Here is a 19,521-nt window from a genome sequence, read left to right as displayed (position 1 = left end):
GACGACCATGACCATCCGCCACCATGTATCCGATGCCCTGTTGATGGCCTATTCCGCAGGCCAGTTGCCCGAGGCGTTCAACCTCGTGCTGGCCACGCATCTGTCGCTCTGTGATGACTGCCGCGCGCGGCTGGGGGCCTATGATGCGCTGGGCGGCGCGATGCTGGACACCTGTCAGGCCCAACTTGCCGGCGACAGTCTGGAGGCCTGCATGGCGCGCATTGCGGGGCAGCCGCCCGCGTCCGCGCCTGCGGCCCGCCCGCCGCGCGGCCTGTTTCCGCAACCGTTGCAGGATTACGTCGGCGGCGATCTGGCAGCGGTGAAGTGGCGTCCGCTGGGCATGGGGGTGCGGCAGGCCATCCTGCCGACCGGGCGCAGCGCAACGGCGCGGCTGCTGTTCATTCCCGCCGGGCAGGCCGTGCCCGATCACGGCCATCGCGGCACCGAACTGACGCTGGTGCTGCAAGGCGCTTTCAGCGATGCAACCGACCGCTTCGGCCCCGGAGATCTGGAAATCGCGAATGAAGAGCTGGAACATACCCCGGTGGCAGAGCCGGGTCAGGATTGCATCTGCCTTGCCGCAACCGATGCGCCGCTGCGGTTTACCGGCATGATCCCCCGGCTGCTGCAACCGCTCTTCCGCATCTGACGGGGCGCAGGCGGATGGTCAGATCATCTGCCAGATCAGGCGCAGCGCCAGCGCGGTCGAGGTCAGCACCAGAAGCGGCTTGATCACCCTGGCCCCGATGCGCATGGCCAGCCGCGAGCCGATCCGTGCGCCCGCAATCTGTGCCACCCCCATGGCAAGGCCGATGGCCCACCACGGCGCGCCCTGCGCGGCAAAGATCAGCAACCCGCCAAGGTTGGAGGCAAGGTTCAGCAGCTTGGTATGGGCCGTGGCTTTCAGCACACCATAGCCCGCCAGCATGACAAACCCGATCATGTAGAAAGCCCCGGCCCCCGGCCCGATCAGCCCGTCATAGGCGGCAATCAGCGGCACCACAAAGGCGGTGAACAAGGTCGGCGTCAGGCGCGCCACCCGGTCCTGATCGCTCAGCCCGGGTTTGAGCGCGAAAAACAGCGCAATGCCGATCAGGATCACCGGCAGCGCATAGCGCAGGCCCTCGGTCGGAACGATGCTGACGGCAAGCGCGCCCAGACATCCCGCCGCGAAGGCAACCGCAGCCGCCCCGATCTGGCGGCGCGGCTCCACATGCCCGGCCAGCGCATAGCTGACCGCCGCCGTCGCCGCCCCGAAGGTTCCCTGCACCTTGTTGGTCGACAGCGCCTGAACCGGCGAGGCCCCGGCCAGCAGCAAGGCAGGCAGGGTGATCAGCCCGCCGCCCCCGGCAATGGAATCGACAAACCCCGCCGCAAAGGCCGCGGCAATCAGCATCGCCGCCAGTTCATAGGAGACTTCAAACATCACACTGCCTCTTGCTGCGGACAGGCTTTCAGAGCCGGAAATGCCGCGAGATCCGCCCCACTACCCGGCCATCCGACAGTGCGAACGCCGGGTCCGTCGCATGATCGACAAAGCCGCGCCGGGCGTAATAGCCAAGGCCCGGCGCATTGTCGGCACGGATCGTAGCGTTGATCGCCACAAGACCGGCGGCCCGGCAGGCGGTCTGTGTGGCCGCAAACAGTGCAGCCCCGGCCCCGCTGCGCTGGCATTGCGGATCGACGAAAGTGCCGATATCGCCCCAGCCTTCCGGCAGGGCGGCGTGGCCCTCGACCGACTGAAAACCGATCAGACCCTGATCTTCGGCCACATGACAGCAAATGACCGCTGCGCCCGAGATATAGTGGTGGTCAATGTCCTGCGCCGAAAACGGCCGCTCATGCGCCGTGGTGCCGCCAATGGCGATGATCCGATTCAGCAGATCGGCCATGGCGGCGGCGTCACCGGGCACAGCCGGGCGGACGATCACGCGACGAACTCCGACCGGGCATAACCTTGCAGATAAAGCAGCGCCGTCAGATCGCCATGGTTGATGCGGATCTCGCATTGCGCCGCGACCGAAGGTTTGGCGTGCAGCGCCACCCCCGCCCCGGCACGGTTGAGCATCGCCAGATCATTGGCCCCGTCGCCCACCGCCATCGCCTGATCCGGGGTGATGCCCAGACGGGCCGAAATCTCTTCCAGCGCATCCAGCTTGGCCTGTTTGCCCAGGATCGGCACGCCCACCGTGCCGGTCAGCGTGCCATCCGTGGCATGAAGGGTATTGGCCCGGTGCTCATCAAAGCCCAAGGCGGCAGCCACGCGGCTGGTGAAGGCGGTGAACCCGCCCGACACCAGCGCCGCATAACCGCCCTGCGCCTTCATCGTTGCCAGCAGCGCCTTGCCCCCGGGCATGAAGGTGATGCGGTCCTGATACACGCGGTCGATCACCGCCTCGGACAGGCCTTTCAGCAGCCCGACCCGCTCGCGCAGGGCCTCCTCGAAATCCAGCTCGCCGTTCATGGCGCGTTTGGTGATATCGGCCACATAGGCCCCGACGCCCGCCTCATCGGCCAGCTCGTCAATACATTCCTGCTGGATCATGGTGCTGTCCATATCCGCGATCAGCAGGCGCTTCTTGCGCCCGGCAGCTTGCTGCACCACCAGATCAATGCCCTGCGCCTGCAAGCCCTGCCATACGTCCCAACGGTTCGGCGGCAGCGCGGGCAAGGCAATCTCGGCGGCGATGCCGGGATCAAGCCAGACGGCATCGCCGCCGCCCCAGGCATTGCGCAGCGATTCGACGGTGGCACGGTCCAGCACGGGGCGCGCGGGGGCGGTCAGCAGCGTGGCGATAAACATAGGGCAGAGGTTCCGATTGGGGATCGAGGATCAGGGCTTTGCAACAGTCTGTCGATCGCCGCATACGGCAATTTTTTCGCCATCGCCACCCCGTCGCGCGCATTGGCAAGACGGGTCGCGGCAGGATCCAACGTGGCTTGCGGGATGGATGGTGCCCCCAGAGAGATTTGAACTCCCGACCTTCAGTTTACAAAACTGCTGCACTACCGCTGTGCTATAGGGGCCACGCGGGGCTGTGTTTATCAGGCCCCGTCGGCTTGGGCAAGTCCGGCGCCGCAGGTTCTGCGGGCCGGACCGGGTTTTGCGCCGGGGCCTCAAGCCTGCCCGCGGTTGATGCAGGTGACTTTCGGCTGGGTCATCTCTTCATAGGCAAAGCGCACGCCCTCCCGCCCGAGACTGCCGTATTTGAAGCCGCCGAACGGCATCGCATCAAAGCGGTAGTCCGAGGAATCGTTGATCATCACCCCGCCCGCCTCGATCCGCGACGCGGCCTCCAGTGCAAGGTCCAGGTTGCGGGTGAAGATGCCGGCATGCAGGCTGAACTCGATGGCATTGGCCATGTCCATCGCCGCATCGAAACCATCGAACGGCTCCAGCGTGACCACCGGCGCAAAGATTTCTTCGGACCAGAGCCGCGCCGCATGTGGCACCGCCTCCAGCACCGTCGGGTGATAGACCGAGCCCCAGCGCACATGGCCCGCCAGAACCCGCGCGCCCTGTGCCACCGCCTCGGCCACCGTGGCTTCGGCCCGCAAGGCGGCCTGTTCGGTGATCATCGGGCCGACATCGGTCGTCTCCTGGGCCGGATCGCCCGCAACCAGCGCCGCCGTAGCCGCAACAAAGGCGTCGCGGAAGGTGTCATAGACCGCGCGTTCGATCAGGATGCGTTGGGTACCGATGCAGTTCTGCCCCGCCGCCCAGAAGGCCCCCGACACGCAGCTTTCCACCGCCACCGCCAGATCGGCATCGGCCATGACGATCACCGGGGCATTGCCGCCCAGATCCATCGCCAGCCGCTTCAGCCCCGCCGCTGCGGCAATCGCCTCGCCGGTGCGGAACCCGCCGGTGAAGGACACCATGCGCGCTGCACGGGCCGCGACAAGCGCATGACCCAGATCGGCACCGCCGACCACCGGCACCACCACATCCTCGGGCAGCCCTGCCGCCCGCAGGGCCTCGACCAGCCGCAATGCCGACAAAGGCGCAAGCTCCGACGGTTTCAGCAGCACCGCATTGCCCCCGGCGATGGCCGGGCCAAGCTTGTGCGCCACAAGGTTCAGCGGATCATTGAACGGGGTGATGGCGACGATGATACCCAGCGGTTCGCGGGTGAACCAGCCCTGTCGCCGCTCCGACCCTGCGAAGGCGTCAAAGGGGATGATCTCGCCGCCGCCCCGCTTGGCCTCTTCGGACGACAGGCGGAGCGTGTTGATGCAGCGCAGCACCTCCTTGCGGGCCTGCCGGATCGTCTTGCCCGCCTCGGCGCTGATCAGCCGGGCAAAGGCCTCCTGATCCTGCGCCACAAGCGTGGCCGCACCTTCGAGGATTGCGGCGCGACGGTGGCGGGGAAGCTGCTGCGCCGCCCGACGACCCGCCTCGGCGCGCTGCAACAGGCTGTCGATGGCGGTGGCGGGGGTCTGATCGACGGTGCCGACCAGCCGGCCGTCAAACGGGCTGGTGACGGCGATGGTGGTGGCGGTCAGTCCGGTATGGCCCTGCATGGTCATTCTGCGGCCTCGCGCAGTGCGAGGGGCGTGGCCTTGCGGTGCAGCGCCACGATGTCGGACAGCAGCGCAAAGGCCGTCTCGATCCGCCCGGCACCGGGGCCGGTGACGGTCACATCCCCCAGAAGCCCGGTCTGGAAGGTGATGGCATTGACCGCCCCGCTGACCGAGGCCAGCGGATGCGCCAGCGGCAGCCGTTCCGCGCGCACCGCCGCCGTGATCCGGCCCGAAGCATCGCGCGCCGCCGACCCGATCAGCTTCCAGCGCGTGCCTGCCGCCTCGGCCTCGGCCAGAGCCGCCGGGGTCAGGGCGGAAATGCCCGCACAATCCACCTGATCCGGGGTGAGGGTGGCCCCCAGCACCTCATTCGCCAGGATCACCACCTTCAGCCGCACGTCGAACCCTTCGACATCGGCTGTCGGATCGGCTTCGGCATAGCCCGCCGCCTGCGCTTCGGCCACCGCCTCGGCAAAGCCAAGCCCGGTCTGCATCCGGCCCAGCACGAAATTCGACGTGCCGTTCAGGATCCCGGCAAAGCCGGTGATCTCGGCCCCGGCCAGCGCGCTCTGCGCCAGACGGATGACCGGGGTGCCGCTCATCACGGCGCCTTCATATTCAAAGCCCACCCCGCAGGCCGCCGCCATCGCCTTCAGCTCTGCCGCTGCCAGCGCGACCGGGCCCTTGTTGGTCGTGACCACGCTGCGCCCCGCCTCGAAGGCGGCGCGGCAATGCGAGATGGCAGGCTCGCCGGTGGCCGGATCGGTATAGGTCGCCTCAACCACGATATCCGCCGGGGCGCTGCGCACCACATGCAGGCTGCGCGGCTCGGCGCTGCCGCCCGACAGATTGGCAAAGCCGCCCTTTTCAAAGCGGGTTGCGGTCAGCATCCGGGCGTCGATGCCATTGGGCGAAATGACCGAGCCGAGATGCAGGTCGCTGACGCCGACGATGTTCAGCCCGAACCCCAGCTCGCGCTGCCATGTTTCGTTGCGCTCGGCGATCAGTTCTGCCAAGGCGCGGTTCACGCCGCCAAAGCCGATGAGTGAAACGGTGTAGATGGTCATGTCTGCGGTCTCCCTGATCCGGTTCAGACAAGTTTGCGCGGGCAGATCGCACCGCGACAGCGCGCAAACTGACCAAAGTTCAGGCCGATCTGCACAGGAGACAGCACCGCTGCATGGCCCCGGTGCACAGCAAAAGGCCCCGCATCCGGGATGCAGGGCCTTCGGGGTGGTATGTGCCGGGATCAGCGTTTGCGCAGGCTGGTCAGGGCAAAGGATGTTAGCGTATCGCGCACCCCCGGCATGGCCGATATTTCCTGCCAGATGGCGCGGATGCGGTCTGCCGCCGTCGCCTCCACCCGCAGCACGATGTCGAACTCGCCGCTCATCACATCGCAATTCACCACTTCGGGCAGGCGTTTCAGCGCGGCCAGAACCTCGCCGCCGCGCATCCTGTCCTGACGATAGACAAACATCAGTGCCACGATCGGGGCCGATACCGGCAGGCCATCGCCCTGCCGGATGGTGTAGCCCGCAATGAAGCCATCCCGCTCCAGCCGGTCGATCCGCTGACGGACCGCATTGCGCGACAGGCTGACCCGCTCGGCCAGTTCGGCATGGGGGATGCGCGCATTCCGGCTCAGCTCGTCCAGCAAGCGCAGATCCAGCGCGTCGGGTAGCTGTTTCATGCGCCCCCTTTATCAGCCGCGCAGGGCCTGATCAAGATCGGCCATCAGATCCTCGGCAGCCTCCAACCCGACCGACAGCCGGAAGATGCCGTCCCCGGCGTAACGCCGGTAATCCTCCAGCGGCGCATCTTGCAGGCCATAGGTGCTTGCCATCATCTCGGCCGTGTCCAGCAGCACAACGATGCTGCGCTGATGACCCAGCGAAAAGGCGTAATGCGCCACCTTCAGACGCGCGGCCAATTGCCGAGCCATGCCCTGCACATCCGCCGTCTGAAACGCGATCATGCCGCCCGGATGATCCATCTGCGCCTGTGCAAGCGCATATTGCGGGTGCGACGGCAGACCGGGATAGATCACCCGCGACACGGCGGGGTGCGTTTCCAGAAACGCGGCAAGGGTCTGCGCCGTTGCGTTGATCTGGCGCAGGCGCGGGAACAGCGTGTCGATGCCGCGCAGGATCAGCCAGGCATTCATCGCCGAGATCGACGCCCCGAGATAGACCCCGGCCCGCGCCCGCATCTGCGCCACCAGCGCCTTGCGCCCCGTCACGATCCCGCCCAGCGCATCGCCATGGCCATTGATGAACTTGGTCAGCGAGTGCATCACCAGATCCGCCCCAAACGCATGTGGCCGCGTCGAGACGGGCGTGGCCAGCGTGCTGTCCACAGACATCAGCGCCCCATGCGCATGGGCAATCCCGGCAATCTGGCGCAGATCGGTCAGGCGCAGCAGCGGATTGCAGGGGGTTTCGCAATGCACCAGCCGGGTATTGGGCCGCAGCGCCGCCCGCAATGCCTCCGGGCAGGACAGATTGACCGCCGTCACCTCGATCCCGAAATCGGGCAGGATGCGGCGCGACAGTTCATTCGCGCCGGCATAGCAGACATCGCTGACTACCAGATGATCGCCCGCCTTGAGGAAAGTCAGAAAGATCGCCGCAAGCGCCGCCACCCCGGTTGCGGTGGCCAGCGCGTCTTCGGTCTGTTCCAGCGCCGCCATCCGGGTTTCCAGCGCGCGCACGGTCGGGTTGGTCCAGCGGGCATAAAGATAGGGCAGCGCCGTCAGATCCTCTACCCCATCCGCCGAAAAGGCCCCTTCGCCCGGCACCAGCACATTGTTGACCGACATGGCGATATTGGGCTGGATGGCCCCGGTGGCCGGATCAATGATCAGGCCCGCATCCAGTGCGAGGGTTTCGGGACGCAAGGCAGGCTGCGCCGTCAGGGTCGATACGCCCATGGTCTTTGTCATGGTTCACCTTCTTATATACGTCAAACGACTGTCAGCGCCGGATCGGGATCTGGGCTTCGATCCGGCGGAACACTTGGGCAATCAACACCGCGACCAGCACGAAAAACACCGTGACCACGATCAGCGGTTCATAGACCAGAAGCGTATCCTGCCGGATCTTGTAGGCAACGGCATAAAGATCCATTACCGTCACGCTGAAGGCCAGCGGCGTTGCTTTCAGCTGCAACACCACACCGCCTGCAATCGTGGGCAGCGCGGTGCGGATGGCGCGGGGCAACCAGACCCGGCGCAGCACCTTGCCCGGCGGCATGCCAAAGGCGCGCGCCGCCTCGATCTCGCCCTTGGGCACCGCCAGTGGCGCCCCGCGCAGCACCTCCGCCTCGTAGGCGGCATAGTTCAGTGTGAAGGCGACGGCGGCGAAAAAGAACCCTTCGCTCAGCACCGGCCACAGAAAGCTGCCGCGCAGCCCCGGCACCATCGGCAACAGCGACCCGATGCCGTAGTAAAACAGCCAAAGCTGCACCAGAAGCGGCGTGCCGCGCAGGAAGGTGCAATAGCCATTGGCAAGACCGCGCAGACCCCGGAACCGGCTGAGGCGCATCAGGGCCACGCCAATGGCGAGCGGAAAGCCCAGCGCGACAGAAATCACCAGCAGGGCGATGGTTTGCCCCGCCCCCCAGACCAGCAGCGGCAGATAGTCGGACAACCAGGAAAAATTCATGCCAGCCTCATGCGCTTAGCGGCAAGCCACGGCGGAAATGCCGATCCGCAAAGCGGAACACGACATTGGAGCCGAGCGTGATGACGAGATACAGCAGCGCCGCCGCCAGAAAGAACAGGAAATACTGTTTGGTATTTCCCGCCGCGATACGGGTGGCCAGCGCCAGTTCCTGATAGCCGACCACGGCAATCAGCGCGCTGTCCTTGGTGACGGACATCCACAGATTGGCCAGCCCCGGCAGCGCATTCGGCATCAGCGCGGGAAACACCACCCGGCGAAAGCGCAGCAACGGCGCCATGCCCACGGCCTTGGCCGCCTCGACCTGCCCCAACGGGATCGCCACGATCGCACCGCGCAGAACCTCGGTCATATAGGCGCCCTGCACGATGCCCAGCACCAGCACGGCGGCCATGAAACCATTGATCTCGACCGGCGGCAGGCCGATCAGCGCCAGACCCCGGTTCAGGCCATCGGTGCCCGCGTAATAGAGGCCGACGATCAGGATGAGTTCAGGAATGGCCCGCACGGCGGTGGTATAGAGGTTCAGCCCCGCAACCAGCGGCCGGATGCCCGACAGTTTGCCAAGCGCCCCGGCCAGACCGATCACCAGCCCCACCGCATAGGCCCCGCCCGAAATGGCAAGGGTCGCCAGCGCCCCATCGAGCAAGACGCCCCCCCAGCCGGGGGGCGTGATTGCCAGAAGCGCGAGTTTGTCGATCAGATCCGACATGCAGCCTCCTTTCCGATGACCGGCACCGGATCATTTGCCATAGGGATCAAAGGTGAAGTACTTGCCCGAAATCTCGGCATAGGTGCCATTTGCGCGCAGGGCGGCAATGGCCGTGTTCAGCCGATCCCGCAGGGCTGCATCTTCCTTGCGCAGGCCGCCACCGATGCCCTCGCCGAGAATTTCGGCGTCATGCACGACATTGCCTTTGTCCTCGCAGCAACCTTTGCCGAAATCGGTCTTGAGGAACTCCATCAGCGGGATGGAATCGCCGAACACATAGTCAATGCGGCCTGCCGCCAGATCCTGAAACGCCTCGTCCAGCGTGCTATAGGTCTTTTCCGAGGCAACATCCTTGAAATACTTGGCATAATAGGTGGACTGGATGGTCGAGACCTGAATGCCGATGGTCTTGCCCGCCACGTCTTGCGGCCCCGCCCCCAGCACGCCGTCAGCGTAACCGATCAGCTTGCTGGGCGTGTTGTAATAGCGGTCTGTGAAGTCGATGGTTTCGCGCCGCTCCGGCGTGATCGACATGGACGACCAGATCACATCGAATTTCTTCGAGGCCAGCCCGGGGATCAGCCCGTCCCAAGACATATCGACGATGCTGCACTCTTCCTTCAGCTCGGCGCAGACCGCGTCCATCAGCTCGATTTCCCAGCCGACCCAGGTGCCGCTGGCATCCTTGGTGAAAAACGGCGGATAGGCTTCGTTCATCACACCAAAGCGGATTTCGGACTGGGCAGCCCCCGCGCAGGCAAAAAGAGCGCCCGCAAGGGCGAGAGAAATTCTGATCATGGTCGGACGTCCTGTTGCTGTTTTGTTATGCGGCCAGAGTGCCGGTGAACTCGCGCACCCGTGCAGTTTGCGGCGCGCTGAAGATCTGCTCCGGCGCGCCTTCCTCCTCCACCCGGCCCTGGTGAAGGAACATCACATGGCTGGACACATCGCGCGCAAAGCGCATCTCATGTGTGACCAGAAGCATCGTCCGGCCTTCGTCGGCCAGATCGCGGATCACTTTCAGCACCTCGCCCACCAGTTCGGGGTCCAGCGCCGAGGTCGGCTCGTCGAACAGCATCACCGAAGGATCGACGCACAGCGCCCGCGCGATGGAGGCGCGCTGCTGCTGACCGCCTGACATGAACGCCGGATAAACGTGGCGCTTGTCATAAAGCCCCACCTTGGCCAGCAGCGCCTCGGCCTGCTCCACCGCTTCGGCGCGCGTGCGCTTCATCACATGCACCGGCGCTTCGATCACGTTTTCCAGCACGGTCATATGCGGCCAGAGGTTGAAGTTCTGGAACACCATGCCCAGACCGCTGCGGATCCGTTCGATCTGGCGCATGTCAGCCGGATGGCTGCGCCCGTCGCGCCCGGCCTTCAACGCCACGGTTTCGCCATTGATGACGAAACGCCCGCGGTCGGGCATCTCCAGAAAGTTGATGCAGCGCAGAAAGGTGCTTTTTCCCGACCCGGACGAGCCGATGATCGAAATGACATCGCCCTTCCTTGCGGTCAGGGAAATGCCTTTCAGCACCTCATGCGAGCCATAGCTCTTGTGAACATCCTCGATCTGTAGTGCTGTCGTGGCCTGTTCGGTCATGCAGGCTGTCTCCCCGGCTATGGTTCGACGCCATCATAACGGCTGACCGCGCCGCAAGACCGCGAAGTGACCGGGTTGCGCAAAGCCAGACGGCAAAAATGCCCCCTGTCATGCGGATTTTGCGCGTCAGGCCGCGCCATCCTCGGCCACCGGAACATAGAGGCCGACCTTCACCTCTTTCAGCACGACATTGGTGCTCATGCGCTTGATCTGCGAGTTCTCGCGCATGATCTGCGCCGCGATGTCATCATATTCGGCCACATCACGCGCCGTGATCACCGCAATCAGATCAACCGAGCCGGTGACGTAATAGAGCTGCTGGATATTGTCCTGCCGCGCCGCCCATTGGCGCAGGCGGGCCAGCGCATCATAGTTTTCGCGCTCGATCTCCAGCCCTGTGATGAAGGTCATGCTCTGCCCCACCGACTGCCGGTCGACCACGGCGATTTCTGCGGTGATCACCTTGTCGGTGCGTAATTGCCGCAATCGCCGCTGCACCGCCGAGGTGGACAGGCCGACCTCTTCGGCGATGGCTTCCGCCTTCAGCTGGCAATCGCGCTGCACCAGCGCCAGAATCTTGCGATCAAAACTGTCCACCCGGATCGTTCCTTGTTCTTGCCCGACGGGGCGAAAGCGGGATGTTCGCGCCGGGGCTCAGACCAGTTTGGCCAGAAGCCGCATCAGCTCGGTCTGCTCATCCGGGTCCAGCGGCGCCAGCGTCGCCGCACTGACCCGCAGCCCCACCGGAAACAGCCGAGTCACCAGCGCCGTGCCCGCCACGGTGAGCGCCACGGTCAGGCGGCGTTTGTCGGCGGGATCGGCGCTGCGCTGCACATGGCCCAGCGCCTCCAGCCGTTCCACCACGCCCTTCACCGTCGCCGCATCCATCGACGCCGCCCGGCCCAACTGGTTCTGGCTGAGCGGCCCCATTGCGGCAAGCCGCGCCATGACGGCGAACTGAATTGCGGTAACGTCTGGAATATGTTCCGAAAAGATCGAAAGATGCCGCTGCGTCACCCGGCGCAGCACATAACCGACCTGATCGTCCAGAACATAGGTTTCTGCGGGCTGTTCCATCCTTTCCCGATAGCTGCGCCCCAAGGCTTGTGCAAGATAATTGACAGAGGGGGCGAAACCGCCGCAGAGTGTTTGCATACATACAATTCCTGCCGGTCAACCGTCACCCGATCTGTCCGAAACCTGCGCCTTGCGGGGGAGTTGATGAACAGTTACGCGCGCCCCAGCACCTTACCCGAAGCCGTCGCGCTATTGGCGCAGGGCGGCTGGCGGCTGATGGCGGGGGGCACGGATCTGTATCCCGCCACCACGGCGCAGGTTTTGGGCGACCCGATGATCGACATTGCCGATCTGGCCGATCTGCACGGCATCAGCGCCTCGGAACAGGGCCTGCGCATCGGGGCCGCCACCCGCTGGACCCAGCTTGCCACCGCCACGCTGCCCCCGGCGCTGGCCGCGTTGCAACAGGCGGCGCGTCAGGTCGGCGGCTGGCAGATCCAGAATGCGGGCACGCTTGGCGGCAATCTCTGCCATGCCTCGCCTGCCGCAGATGGCGTGCCACCGCTGCTGGTTCTGGATGCAGAGCTGGAGCTGGTCTCGGCCCGTGGTGCGCGCCGTCTGCCGCTGGACGCCTTTCTGCGCGGCCCGCGTCAGACCGCGCGGCAGCCGGATGAGGTGCTGTGCGCGATCCATATTCCGGCCAGTGCGCTTGCCGGGCGCGCGGCCTTTCACAAGCTGGGCGCGCGCGCCTATCTGGTGATTTCCATCGCCATGGTGGCGGTGCGTCTGACCATGGCCGGGGGGCGGATCACGCAGGCCGCGCTTGCCGTCGGGGCCTGTTCCGCCACCGCGCGCCGCCTGCCGGTGCTGGAGGCGGCACTGATCGGCCTGACCCCGGCGCAGGCCGTCCCAGTCCTGACCCCGACGGTCTTGGCCCCGCATCTGTCGCCGCTGGATGACATCCGCGCATCGGCGGATTACCGGCTGGAAGCCGCCGCCGAATTGCTGCGCCGCGCCGTGACGGAGGCCGCATGACCGGCTTCACCCTCAACGGCCACCCCGCCCGCCTGACCGTCAACCCGACGCGCCGCCTGTCGGATGTGCTGCGCGAAGAGGCGGCGCTGACCGGCACCAAGGTCGGCTGCGATGCGGGCGATTGCGGGGCCTGCACCGTGCTGCTGGACGGCCAGCCGGTCTGTGCCTGCCTGACCCCCGCCGCCCGCGCCGAAGGCCGCAGCATCACCACGATCGAGGCATCCGACCCGATCCTCGATGCGCTGCGCCACAGCTTTCTGCGCCATGGCGCGGCGCAATGCGGCATCTGCACCCCCGGCATGTTGCTGACCGCCACGGCGCTGTTGCGGCAGAACCCGGCTCCGACCCGGGCCGAGGCCGAGGCGGCATTGGGCGGCGTCTTGTGCCGCTGCACCGGCTATGCCGCCATTCTGACCGCCGTCTGCACCGCGCTTGCCCCCGACCCCATGGCGAAGCTGACCGGGGCGGTAGGCGAGGCGATCCCCCGGCTGGACGGGGCGGCCAAGGTGGCGGGCGATCTGTTCGGCGCGGATCTGTGGCAGGCGGGCGGCTTGGTGCTGCGCGCCATTCGCGCACCGCATCCCCATGCCGCGTTCCGCTTTGGCGATCTGGCGGGCTGGGCTGCCGATCACCGGGCGCAGGTGTTTACCGCCGCCGATATTCCGGGCCGCAATGCCTTTGGCGTGATTCCCGCCTTTGCCGATCAGCCCGCGCTTGCCACCAGCCCCACGCGGTTTCAGGGCGAGGCGGTGGCACTGCTGGCGTTCGAGGATCTGGGCCCCACCCCTGATCTCTCCAGCTTCCCGATCCAGTGGCAGCCCTTGCCGCCGCTGCTGGATCTGGCCCTGGCCGAGGCCGCCGATGCGCCGCAGCTTCACCCCGACCGCCCCGGCAACCGGCTGATCGAAGGGCGGGTGATCAAGGGCGATGCGGACGCGGCACTGACAAAGGCGGCCTTCACCGTGTCGGGCCGGATGGACACCGCCTTTGTCGAACATGCCTATATCGAACCCGAAGCCGGATCGGCGTGGATGGAGGGCGAGACGCTGTGCATCCGTGCCTGCACCCAGGCCCCGGTGATGGACCGCGACGAGGTGGCCGCCATTCTGGCCCTGCCGCCCGACCGTGTGCGCATCCTGCCCTCGGCGGTGGGCGGCGGCTTTGGCTCCAAGCTGGATGTCAGCCTGCAACCGCTGCTGGGGCTGGTGGCGCTGAAAACCGGGCGGCCGGTGCGGATGACCTATGGCCGGGCCGAAAGCATGGCTTCCACCACCAAACGCCATCCGGGGCAGATGCGCGCGACGCTGGGCTGCGATGCCGAGGGCACTCTGGTCGGCATGACCTTTGATGGCAGCTTCAACACCGGGGCCTATGCCAGCTGGGGCCCGACCGTGGCAAACCGGGTGCCGGTCCATGCCTCCGGGCCATACCGGATGCCCGCGCTGCACGCCAAGGCGCGGGCGATCCATACCCATGGCCCGGTCTCCGGGGCGTTTCGTGGCTTTGGTGTGCCGCAGGCGACGCTGTTGCAGGAAACCCTGCTGGATCAGCTGGCCGAGGCGGCGGGCAGGGACCGTCTGGCGTTTCGTCTGCACAACGCCCTGCGTGCGGGCAATGCCACCGCCACCGGCCAGCGCCTTGGCGCGCCCGGCATCCATGCCTGCCTGACCGCATTGGTGCCGCATTGGCAGCGCGCCTTGACTGAGGCCACCCCGCACCCGACCCTGAAACGCGGCGTGGGGATTGCCGCCTGCTGGTATGGCTGTGGCAATACCTCGTTGCCCAACCCCTCGACCATCCGGCTGGGGCTGACGCCGCAAGGCGCGCTGGTGCTGCATCAGGGGGCCACGGATATCGGTCAGGGATCGAACACCGTGATCGCGCAGATTGCGGCACAGGCGCTGGGCCTGCCTCTGGCGGCGTTTCAGTTGATCGGGCCGGATACCGCACTGACCCCGGATGCGGGCAAAACCTCGGCCAGCCGCCAGACCTATGTGTCGGGGCGGGCCGCTTTGGCGGCAGGGGCAGCCCTGCGGGCCGAGATCCTGCGCCGCCTGAACATGGGAGACGGCGCGCGGCTGTCGCTGGCGGATAGCGTGCTCACCGCCACCGAAGGCGGGCAAACCGCCAGCTTGGCTCTGGATCCGCTGCCCGCCAATGCCTTCGGTTATGCGCTGATGGCCGAGGAAAGTTATGATCCGCCCACCGCGCCGCTGGATGCGGCGGGTCAGGGCACCCCCTATGCCGTCTACGGTTTTGGCGCGCAGATGGTGGAGCTGGAGGTGGACATCACGCTGGGCACCACCCGCCTGATCCGCATCACCGCCGCGCATGACGTGGGCCGCGCGATCAACCCCACGCTGGCGCGCGGGCAGATCGAAGGCGGCATCGCGCAGGGCATCGGGCTGGCGCTGATGGAGGAATATCTGCCCGGCCGCACCGACAATCTGCACGATTATCTGATCCCCACCACCGGCGATGTGCCGCCGATCACCAGCCTGCTGATCGAGGTGCCGGATCCCGAAGGCCCGTTCGGCGCGAAAGGTCTGGGCGAACACACGCTGATCCCCACCGCCCCCGCCATCCTGAACGCCATCCGTCACGCCACCGGCGTTGTGCTGACGCAGGTGCCCGCCCTGCCGCACCGCCTGCGGGCCGCCTTGCGCGAGGCCGGGCCATGACCTCCGGCGACAAGATCCGCTGCGATGCCTGCCCGGTGATGTGTTACATCGCCCCCGGCCAGACCGGCGCCTGCGACCGTTATGCCAATGTCGAGGGGCGCATCCTGCGCAGCGATCCGGTGCTGCTGCTGTCGCGCACTGCCGAGCGCGGCGGCCGCATCATCCCCTTTGCCAGCGCCGGGTGGAAGGACACGCTCGCCCCCGTCGATGCGATCATCACCGGCATCGGCGCGGGCACGACCTACCCGGATTTCAAACCCGCGCCCTTCATCGTGTCATCGGTGGTGGCAGGGGCCGATATGGTGACGGTGGTCACCGAGGCGATCTTTTCCTACTGCGGGGTCAAGGTGAAGATCGACACCGACCGCCACCTTGGCCCCGAAGGCGCCATCGTGCGCGCCGAAGGGCAGGCCATCGGCCATGTCACCACCGCCGAATATGGCAGCCAGATGCTGTCGCTGGGCGGGGTGCATCACCTCACCGGCGGCGAAAAAGCCGAAGGCCGCACCACCTGTGCCAGTCTGCTGGCGCTGTGCAATGGCGCGGCGGTGCCGCTGGAGATCGAGGGCGGCTGTTCGGTCATCGTGCAGGCGGGCCGGCCGCCGGTGGTAGATGGGCGGGCCGAGGTGCGGATGCGGGTCGGCTGCGGCTCGGCCACCATCGGCATGTTCGCGGCGGGCTGGCAGGGGCTGGTGGATGAGGTGGTGGTGGTCGATGACCATATCACCGGCGTCGTGTCGGAACATCAGGCGGGCCGGGTGATCGGCTGGCCGCCGACGGGCATCCGCATCAAGGGCCACCGCTCCACCCCCGGGCGCTATTTCCGCGTCTCGGAGCCGGGCCTTGGCTGGGGCGGCACCCGGTTGACCGATCCGCTGGACATTCTGGGCCCGTGGAATCCGGCCAAGGGCGCGCGCGCCGGGCTGCGCCTGCTGATGGTATCGACCACGGGCGAGGATTTTGCATATTATGTGCTGGATGCGGCCCTGACCCCACAACCCGCACCGCTGCCAGAGGCGCTGCGCGCCACGGTGGACCTGATTGCCGAAAACTGTGAAACCTCGCTCTGCACCGTGTTGTTCATGGGCGGTGCCGGCGGATCGTTGCGCGCAGGTGTCACCCGCAACCCGGTGCGGCTGACCCGATCGGTGCAGGCTGGCGAAACCCGGCTCACCTCGGGCGGGGCCGAATGTTACATCTGGCCCGGCGGCGGCATCACCTTCATGGTTGATGTGACGCGCCTGCCGCCCAGAGCCTTCGGCTATGTGCCCACCCCGGCGCTGGTCGCGCCGCTGGAGTTCACCCTGCCGCGCGCCGCCTATCTCGCGCTCGGCGGTCATGCGGCGGCGATCCGCGCGCTGGACGAGGTGCAGGCCAGCGGTGGCGAATATGTCACCTCTGCCCGGCTGTGGCCGAAGGAGGTGGAATGAGTGCCACCGCCCATCTTTTGCCGGATGGCAGGCTGCATCTGCACCATGGGCCGATGGATCTGATCCTCGGCTGCGATGGCCCGCCTGCGGTGATCCGCGCCGCATATGAGGCGGCTTGGGCCTGCTTTGCGCCGCTGCTGGCAGCGCTGGTCGCCGAATTGCCCGCCCTGCGCGCGCCAGAGCCGCAGCCCCTGCACGGCCCCACCGCCCGGCGGATGGCCGCAGCCGTGGCCCCGCATCGCCCGGCCTTCATCACGCCGATGGCGGCAGTAGCCGGGGCGGTGGCCGAAACCGTGCTCGCCGCCCTGCCACGCCCCGGCCTGCGCCGCGCCTATGTGAACAATGGCGGCGACATCGCGCTCTACCTGACCCCCGGCACCCATTACACCACCGCCATTGCCGGGCAATCGCAGCAGATCGTCATCAGCCATGCCGATCCGGTGCGCGGCATTGCCACCTCGGGCTGGCGCGGGCGGTCCTGGTCCTTCGGCATCGCAGACAGCGTGACGGTGCTGGCGGCCACAGCTGCGCAGGCCGATGCGGCGGCCACGATGATCGCCAATGCCGTCACCCTGCCCGGCCATCCGGCCATCACCCGCCAGCCCGCGAACAGCCTTCAGCATGACAGTGATCTGGGCGCGCGCGCTGTGACCACCGCCGTCGGCCCCCTGTCACCCACCGAGATTTCGCGCGCGCTGACAAGCGGCGCGGACCATGCCCGCCAGTTGCTGCATCAGGGCCTCATTGCGGGGGCGGCAGTTTTCCTGCACCCTCAGGTCATTACCCTCGGCCAGCCCTTGCTGACCCAACACCCGGAGCCTTGCCTTGGCTGATTTCATCCTGCGCAAACTTGTCGTTCAGATCGAGGAAATCCACCATGACGGCGGCCCCGCCCCGGCGCAGCCGCGTCTGCGCGGCGCGGTTCTGGCCGTGGTGAAAAACCCGTTTGCCGGGCGCTATGAACCGGAGTTGCAAGGCGCGATGGAGAATCTGAAACCGCTGGGCCTGCAAATGACCGACCACCTGATCCGCGCAATGGGCGGGCGCGACGGCATCGACGCCTATGGCAAGGGCGCGATTGTCGGCGCGGCAGGCGAGTTGGAGCATGGCGCGCTCTGGCATGTGCCCGGCGGGTACGCGATGCGCGAACGCCTTGGCGAAAGCCGCGCCATCGTGCCTTCGTCAAAAAAGCTCGGCCCGATGGGGGCAAGCATCGACATTCCGATCGGCCATATCAACGCCGCCTATGTGCGCGGCCATTTCGATGCGATGTCGGTCGCCGTGCCGGATGGGCCGAAACCGGATGAGATCGTGTTCGTGCTGGTCATGGCCAAGGGGCCGCGCATCCATTCCCGCATGGGTGGGCTGGAAGTGGCGCAGGTGAAGGGCGAGGACGGGCTGCGATGACAGGACGGGCCGCCCTCGGTGTCAGCTTGGCGCTTGCCCCGGCAAGCGCGCTGGCCTGCGCGCTGCCGCCTTCGGTGATCCTGACCCTGCCCACCGGCTATTACATGGCAGGCGCGGCGGCCACGGTGGCGCTGACGGCGCTGATCGCGGCCAGTACGCACCGGCTGCCCGCGTTCCGCGCCCATCTGCTGTGGGACCGGCCGGTGCTGCTGCCCGACACGCTGGCCTCCTATCTCAGCTTCCTCGGGCTGCTGGGCCTGTTGTTTCTGGGGCTGACCGGCGCGCGCGATCCGATGCACAACCTGTTGCCACTGGTGATCTGGGTCGGGCTCTGGGTGGTGCTGCCGCTGGCAACGATGCTGCTGGGCAATCTGTGGCGCGGGCTGACCCCCTGGGCCGGGCCGGTGCGGCTGACCCGGCTTTTGCTGGGCTGGCAGGGCAGCATCGGGCTGGCGCGGCTGGGGTATTGGCCTGCAACGGCGGGGCTGCTGGCCTTCACCTGGTTCCAGCTGATGTCGATGACCCCCGAGGATCCGCAGGTTCTGGCAACCGCCATCGCCGCCTATTGGGGGCTGATCTTCGTGCTGGCGGTGCTGGAGGGCGAAGACTGGCTGCATCATGGCGAGTTTCTGACGGTCTATCTGACCGCCTTGTCGCGCATAGCGCCATTCTGGGTGCAGATCGACGGCACCCGCGCCCGGCGCTATGCGGGCCTGCCCGGCGCTCAGGTGCTGCATATGCCCGCACTCACCCCCTCGGCGGTGATATTCCTGACACTCGCCCTCGCCGCGCTAACCTTTGACGGGCTGATGGAAACCTTCTTCTGGCTGGCGCTGATCGGTGAAAATCCGTTGGAGTTTACCGGACGCTCTGCCGTGCAGGGGGTGAACACAGCGGGCCTGCTGGCGGTCTGGGCCCTGACGGCGGCCACCATCCTGGGCGCGCTGGCGCTGGGTCGCGCCGTCAGCCGGTCCGCCCGGCCCTTCTGGGCCGAGGCTGGTCCGGCGATGCTGGCCTTTCTGGCCATCGCCGCAGGCTATCACGCGGCGCATTACCTGCTGACGCTGCTGACCACCGGGCAATATGCGCTGGCCGCGCTGAACGATCCGTTCTTTCGCGGCGATGCCCTGCTGGGGCTGGAACCGTTTTATGTCAGCTTCGGGTTTCTGACCGACCGGACCCTGATGCAGGCGATCTGGACGGCGCAATTCGTGCTGATCCTTGCAGCACATCTGCTGGCGCTGGTTCTGGCGCTGCACCTGTCGCGGCGCTTGGGGCACAGCCCGGCGCTGGCCCATCTGCCGATGACCCTGTTGATGATCGGTTACACCACACTGGGGTTATGGCTCTTGTCCTCCCCGCGCGGGGCGTGACACAAGTTGAAGAAATCATTGCGAAATTCATAAGCCTACACACAAAGGCACAGCAA

General features: G+C 66.7%; 20 protein-coding genes and 1 tRNA gene. 7 read left to right on the top strand and 14 right to left on the bottom strand.

Features of this window, described 5'->3' with window-relative positions; all coding sequences use genetic code 11:
* The first annotated feature begins 7 nt into the window (after nucleotides 1-7).
* On the top strand, nucleotides 8-649 hold the full coding sequence (locus KM031_RS11045; RefSeq protein ID WP_215504846.1) for a ChrR family anti-sigma-E factor: 642 nt from the start codon (nucleotides 8-10) through the stop codon (nucleotides 647-649).
* An 18-nt stretch (nucleotides 650-667) separates the two neighbouring features.
* On the opposite strand, the gene KM031_RS11040 is transcribed toward KM031_RS11045, so the two are convergent.
* The 14 genes from KM031_RS11040 to KM031_RS10975 all read right to left on the bottom strand — a co-directional run bounded on the left by KM031_RS11040 (nucleotide 668) and on the right by KM031_RS10975 (nucleotide 11,677).
* Nucleotides 668-1,426 carry a TSUP family transporter gene (locus KM031_RS11040; RefSeq protein WP_215504847.1) on the bottom strand — a complete coding sequence of 253 codons (759 nt, stop codon included), beginning with the start codon at nucleotides 1,424-1,426 and terminating at the stop codon, nucleotides 668-670.
* A 28-nt stretch (nucleotides 1,427-1,454) separates the two neighbouring features.
* The gene (locus tag KM031_RS11035) at nucleotides 1,455-1,931 is read right to left on the bottom strand and encodes a GNAT family N-acetyltransferase (RefSeq protein ID WP_215504848.1); all 477 of its coding nucleotides are present in this window, start codon (nucleotides 1,929-1,931) and stop codon (nucleotides 1,455-1,457) included.
* Complete coding sequence (gene serB / locus KM031_RS11030; RefSeq protein ID WP_215504849.1) at nucleotides 1,928-2,803, bottom strand: phosphoserine phosphatase SerB; 876 nt, start codon at nucleotides 2,801-2,803, stop codon at nucleotides 1,928-1,930. Before serB ends, KM031_RS11035 begins: the two co-directional genes overlap by 4 nt.
* A gap of 149 nt (nucleotides 2,804-2,952) precedes the next feature.
* A tRNA-Thr gene (locus KM031_RS11025) sits at nucleotides 2,953-3,027 on the bottom strand.
* A gap of 90 nt (nucleotides 3,028-3,117) precedes the next feature.
* A complete protein-coding gene (locus tag KM031_RS11020) occupies nucleotides 3,118-4,530 on the bottom strand; it encodes an aldehyde dehydrogenase family protein (protein ID WP_215504850.1) in 1,413 nt (470 codons plus the stop codon).
* The gene (locus KM031_RS11015; protein WP_215504851.1) at nucleotides 4,527-5,591 is read right to left on the bottom strand and encodes a homoserine dehydrogenase; all 1,065 of its coding nucleotides are present in this window, start codon (nucleotides 5,589-5,591) and stop codon (nucleotides 4,527-4,529) included. Before KM031_RS11015 ends, KM031_RS11020 begins: the two co-directional genes overlap by 4 nt.
* A gap of 182 nt (nucleotides 5,592-5,773) precedes the next feature.
* Entirely contained in the window at nucleotides 5,774-6,217 is a 444-nt protein-coding gene (locus KM031_RS11010) for an Lrp/AsnC family transcriptional regulator (RefSeq protein WP_215504852.1), read from the bottom strand.
* A 12-nt stretch (nucleotides 6,218-6,229) separates the two neighbouring features.
* Entirely contained in the window at nucleotides 6,230-7,468 is a 1,239-nt protein-coding gene (locus KM031_RS11005; RefSeq protein WP_246567000.1) for a trans-sulfuration enzyme family protein, read from the bottom strand.
* 31 nt (nucleotides 7,469-7,499) lie between these two features.
* Complete coding sequence (locus KM031_RS11000; RefSeq protein ID WP_215504853.1) at nucleotides 7,500-8,189, bottom strand: ABC transporter permease; 690 nt, start codon at nucleotides 8,187-8,189, stop codon at nucleotides 7,500-7,502.
* A gap of 7 nt (nucleotides 8,190-8,196) precedes the next feature.
* Nucleotides 8,197-8,919 (bottom strand): ABC transporter permease, encoded by a 723-nt coding sequence (locus KM031_RS10995; protein WP_215504854.1) that lies wholly within the window; start codon nucleotides 8,917-8,919, stop codon nucleotides 8,197-8,199.
* A gap of 30 nt (nucleotides 8,920-8,949) precedes the next feature.
* Nucleotides 8,950-9,717: a transporter substrate-binding domain-containing protein gene (locus KM031_RS10990; protein WP_215504855.1), complete on the bottom strand. Its 768-nt coding sequence runs from the start codon at nucleotides 9,715-9,717 to the stop codon at nucleotides 8,950-8,952.
* 25 nt (nucleotides 9,718-9,742) lie between these two features.
* Entirely contained in the window at nucleotides 9,743-10,522 is a 780-nt protein-coding gene (locus KM031_RS10985; protein WP_215504856.1) for an ABC transporter ATP-binding protein, read from the bottom strand.
* 126 nt (nucleotides 10,523-10,648) lie between these two features.
* Nucleotides 10,649-11,119, bottom strand: coding sequence for an Lrp/AsnC family transcriptional regulator (locus KM031_RS10980; protein ID WP_215504857.1), 471 nt, complete (start codon nucleotides 11,117-11,119; stop codon nucleotides 10,649-10,651).
* A 57-nt stretch (nucleotides 11,120-11,176) separates the two neighbouring features.
* Nucleotides 11,177-11,677 (bottom strand): MarR family winged helix-turn-helix transcriptional regulator, encoded by a 501-nt coding sequence (locus KM031_RS10975; RefSeq protein ID WP_246567002.1) that lies wholly within the window; start codon nucleotides 11,675-11,677, stop codon nucleotides 11,177-11,179.
* Nucleotides 11,678-11,743: 66 nt separating this feature from the next.
* On the opposite strand from KM031_RS10975, the gene KM031_RS10970 reads away from it, so the two are divergent.
* From KM031_RS10970 to KM031_RS10945, 6 genes are read left to right on the top strand one after another with little or no spacing between them, the layout of a single operon-like run.
* Nucleotides 11,744-12,574: an FAD binding domain-containing protein gene (locus tag KM031_RS10970; RefSeq protein WP_215504858.1), complete on the top strand. Its 831-nt coding sequence runs from the start codon at nucleotides 11,744-11,746 to the stop codon at nucleotides 12,572-12,574.
* Nucleotides 12,571-15,255: a molybdopterin-dependent oxidoreductase gene (locus KM031_RS10965; protein ID WP_215504859.1), complete on the top strand. Its 2,685-nt coding sequence runs from the start codon at nucleotides 12,571-12,573 to the stop codon at nucleotides 15,253-15,255. The genes KM031_RS10970 and KM031_RS10965 overlap by 4 nt, the downstream gene beginning before the upstream one ends.
* On the top strand, nucleotides 15,252-16,685 hold the full coding sequence (locus KM031_RS10960) for a 6-hydroxynicotinate reductase (protein WP_215504860.1): 1,434 nt from the start codon (nucleotides 15,252-15,254) through the stop codon (nucleotides 16,683-16,685). The genes KM031_RS10965 and KM031_RS10960 overlap by 4 nt, the downstream gene beginning before the upstream one ends.
* Entirely contained in the window at nucleotides 16,682-17,518 is an 837-nt protein-coding gene (locus tag KM031_RS10955) for a UPF0280 family protein (RefSeq protein ID WP_215504861.1), read from the top strand. Before KM031_RS10960 ends, KM031_RS10955 begins: the two co-directional genes overlap by 4 nt.
* Nucleotides 17,511-18,092, top strand: coding sequence for an amino acid synthesis family protein (locus KM031_RS10950; RefSeq protein WP_215504862.1), 582 nt, complete (start codon nucleotides 17,511-17,513; stop codon nucleotides 18,090-18,092). The genes KM031_RS10955 and KM031_RS10950 overlap by 8 nt, the downstream gene beginning before the upstream one ends.
* Nucleotides 18,089-19,465: a hypothetical protein gene (locus KM031_RS10945; RefSeq protein ID WP_215504863.1), complete on the top strand. Its 1,377-nt coding sequence runs from the start codon at nucleotides 18,089-18,091 to the stop codon at nucleotides 19,463-19,465. Before KM031_RS10950 ends, KM031_RS10945 begins: the two co-directional genes overlap by 4 nt.
* The last annotated feature ends 56 nt before the right edge of the window (nucleotides 19,466-19,521 follow it).

This window comes from Gemmobacter fulvus, assembly GCF_018798885.1.
In the GTDB taxonomy this organism is placed as follows: Bacteria; Pseudomonadota; Alphaproteobacteria; order Rhodobacterales; family Rhodobacteraceae; genus Gemmobacter; species Gemmobacter fulvus.
Note: the sequence above shows the minus strand (reverse complement) of the source record. Positions and strands in the feature narration are given on the sequence as shown.

Excerpts from the sequence above, each read along its gene's own strand:
- KM031_RS10975 (WP_246567002.1), bottom strand. The coding sequence starts at position 11,677 with ATGCAAACACTCTGCGGCGGTTTCGCCCCCTCTGTCAATTATCTTGCA.
- KM031_RS11010 (WP_215504852.1), bottom strand. The coding sequence starts at position 6,217 with ATGAAACAGCTACCCGACGCGCTGGATCTGCGCTTGCTGGACGAGCTG.
- KM031_RS11015 (WP_215504851.1), bottom strand. The coding sequence starts at position 5,591 with ATGACCATCTACACCGTTTCACTCATCGGCTTTGGCGGCGTGAACCGC.
- KM031_RS10970 (WP_215504858.1), top strand. The coding sequence starts at position 11,744 with ATGAACAGTTACGCGCGCCCCAGCACCTTACCCGAAGCCGTCGCGCTA.
- KM031_RS11000 (WP_215504853.1), bottom strand. The coding sequence starts at position 8,189 with ATGAATTTTTCCTGGTTGTCCGACTATCTGCCGCTGCTGGTCTGGGGG.
- KM031_RS11005 (WP_246567000.1), bottom strand. The coding sequence starts at position 7,468 with ATGACAAAGACCATGGGCGTATCGACCCTGACGGCGCAGCCTGCCTTG.
- KM031_RS10990 (WP_215504855.1), bottom strand. The coding sequence starts at position 9,717 with ATGATCAGAATTTCTCTCGCCCTTGCGGGCGCTCTTTTTGCCTGCGCG.
- KM031_RS11040 (WP_215504847.1), bottom strand. The coding sequence starts at position 1,426 with ATGTTTGAAGTCTCCTATGAACTGGCGGCGATGCTGATTGCCGCGGCC.
- serB (WP_215504849.1), bottom strand. The coding sequence starts at position 2,803 with ATGTTTATCGCCACGCTGCTGACCGCCCCCGCGCGCCCCGTGCTGGAC.
- KM031_RS10960 (WP_215504860.1), top strand. The coding sequence starts at position 15,252 with ATGACCTCCGGCGACAAGATCCGCTGCGATGCCTGCCCGGTGATGTGT.
- KM031_RS11020 (WP_215504850.1), bottom strand. The coding sequence starts at position 4,530 with ATGACCATGCAGGGCCATACCGGACTGACCGCCACCACCATCGCCGTC.
- KM031_RS11045 (WP_215504846.1), top strand. The coding sequence starts at position 8 with ATGACCATCCGCCACCATGTATCCGATGCCCTGTTGATGGCCTATTCC.
- KM031_RS10965 (WP_215504859.1), top strand. The coding sequence starts at position 12,571 with ATGACCGGCTTCACCCTCAACGGCCACCCCGCCCGCCTGACCGTCAAC.
- KM031_RS10995 (WP_215504854.1), bottom strand. The coding sequence starts at position 8,919 with ATGTCGGATCTGATCGACAAACTCGCGCTTCTGGCAATCACGCCCCCC.
- KM031_RS10985 (WP_215504856.1), bottom strand. The coding sequence starts at position 10,522 with ATGACCGAACAGGCCACGACAGCACTACAGATCGAGGATGTTCACAAG.
- KM031_RS10955 (WP_215504861.1), top strand. The coding sequence starts at position 16,682 with ATGAGTGCCACCGCCCATCTTTTGCCGGATGGCAGGCTGCATCTGCAC.
- KM031_RS10945 (WP_215504863.1), top strand. The coding sequence starts at position 18,089 with ATGACAGGACGGGCCGCCCTCGGTGTCAGCTTGGCGCTTGCCCCGGCA.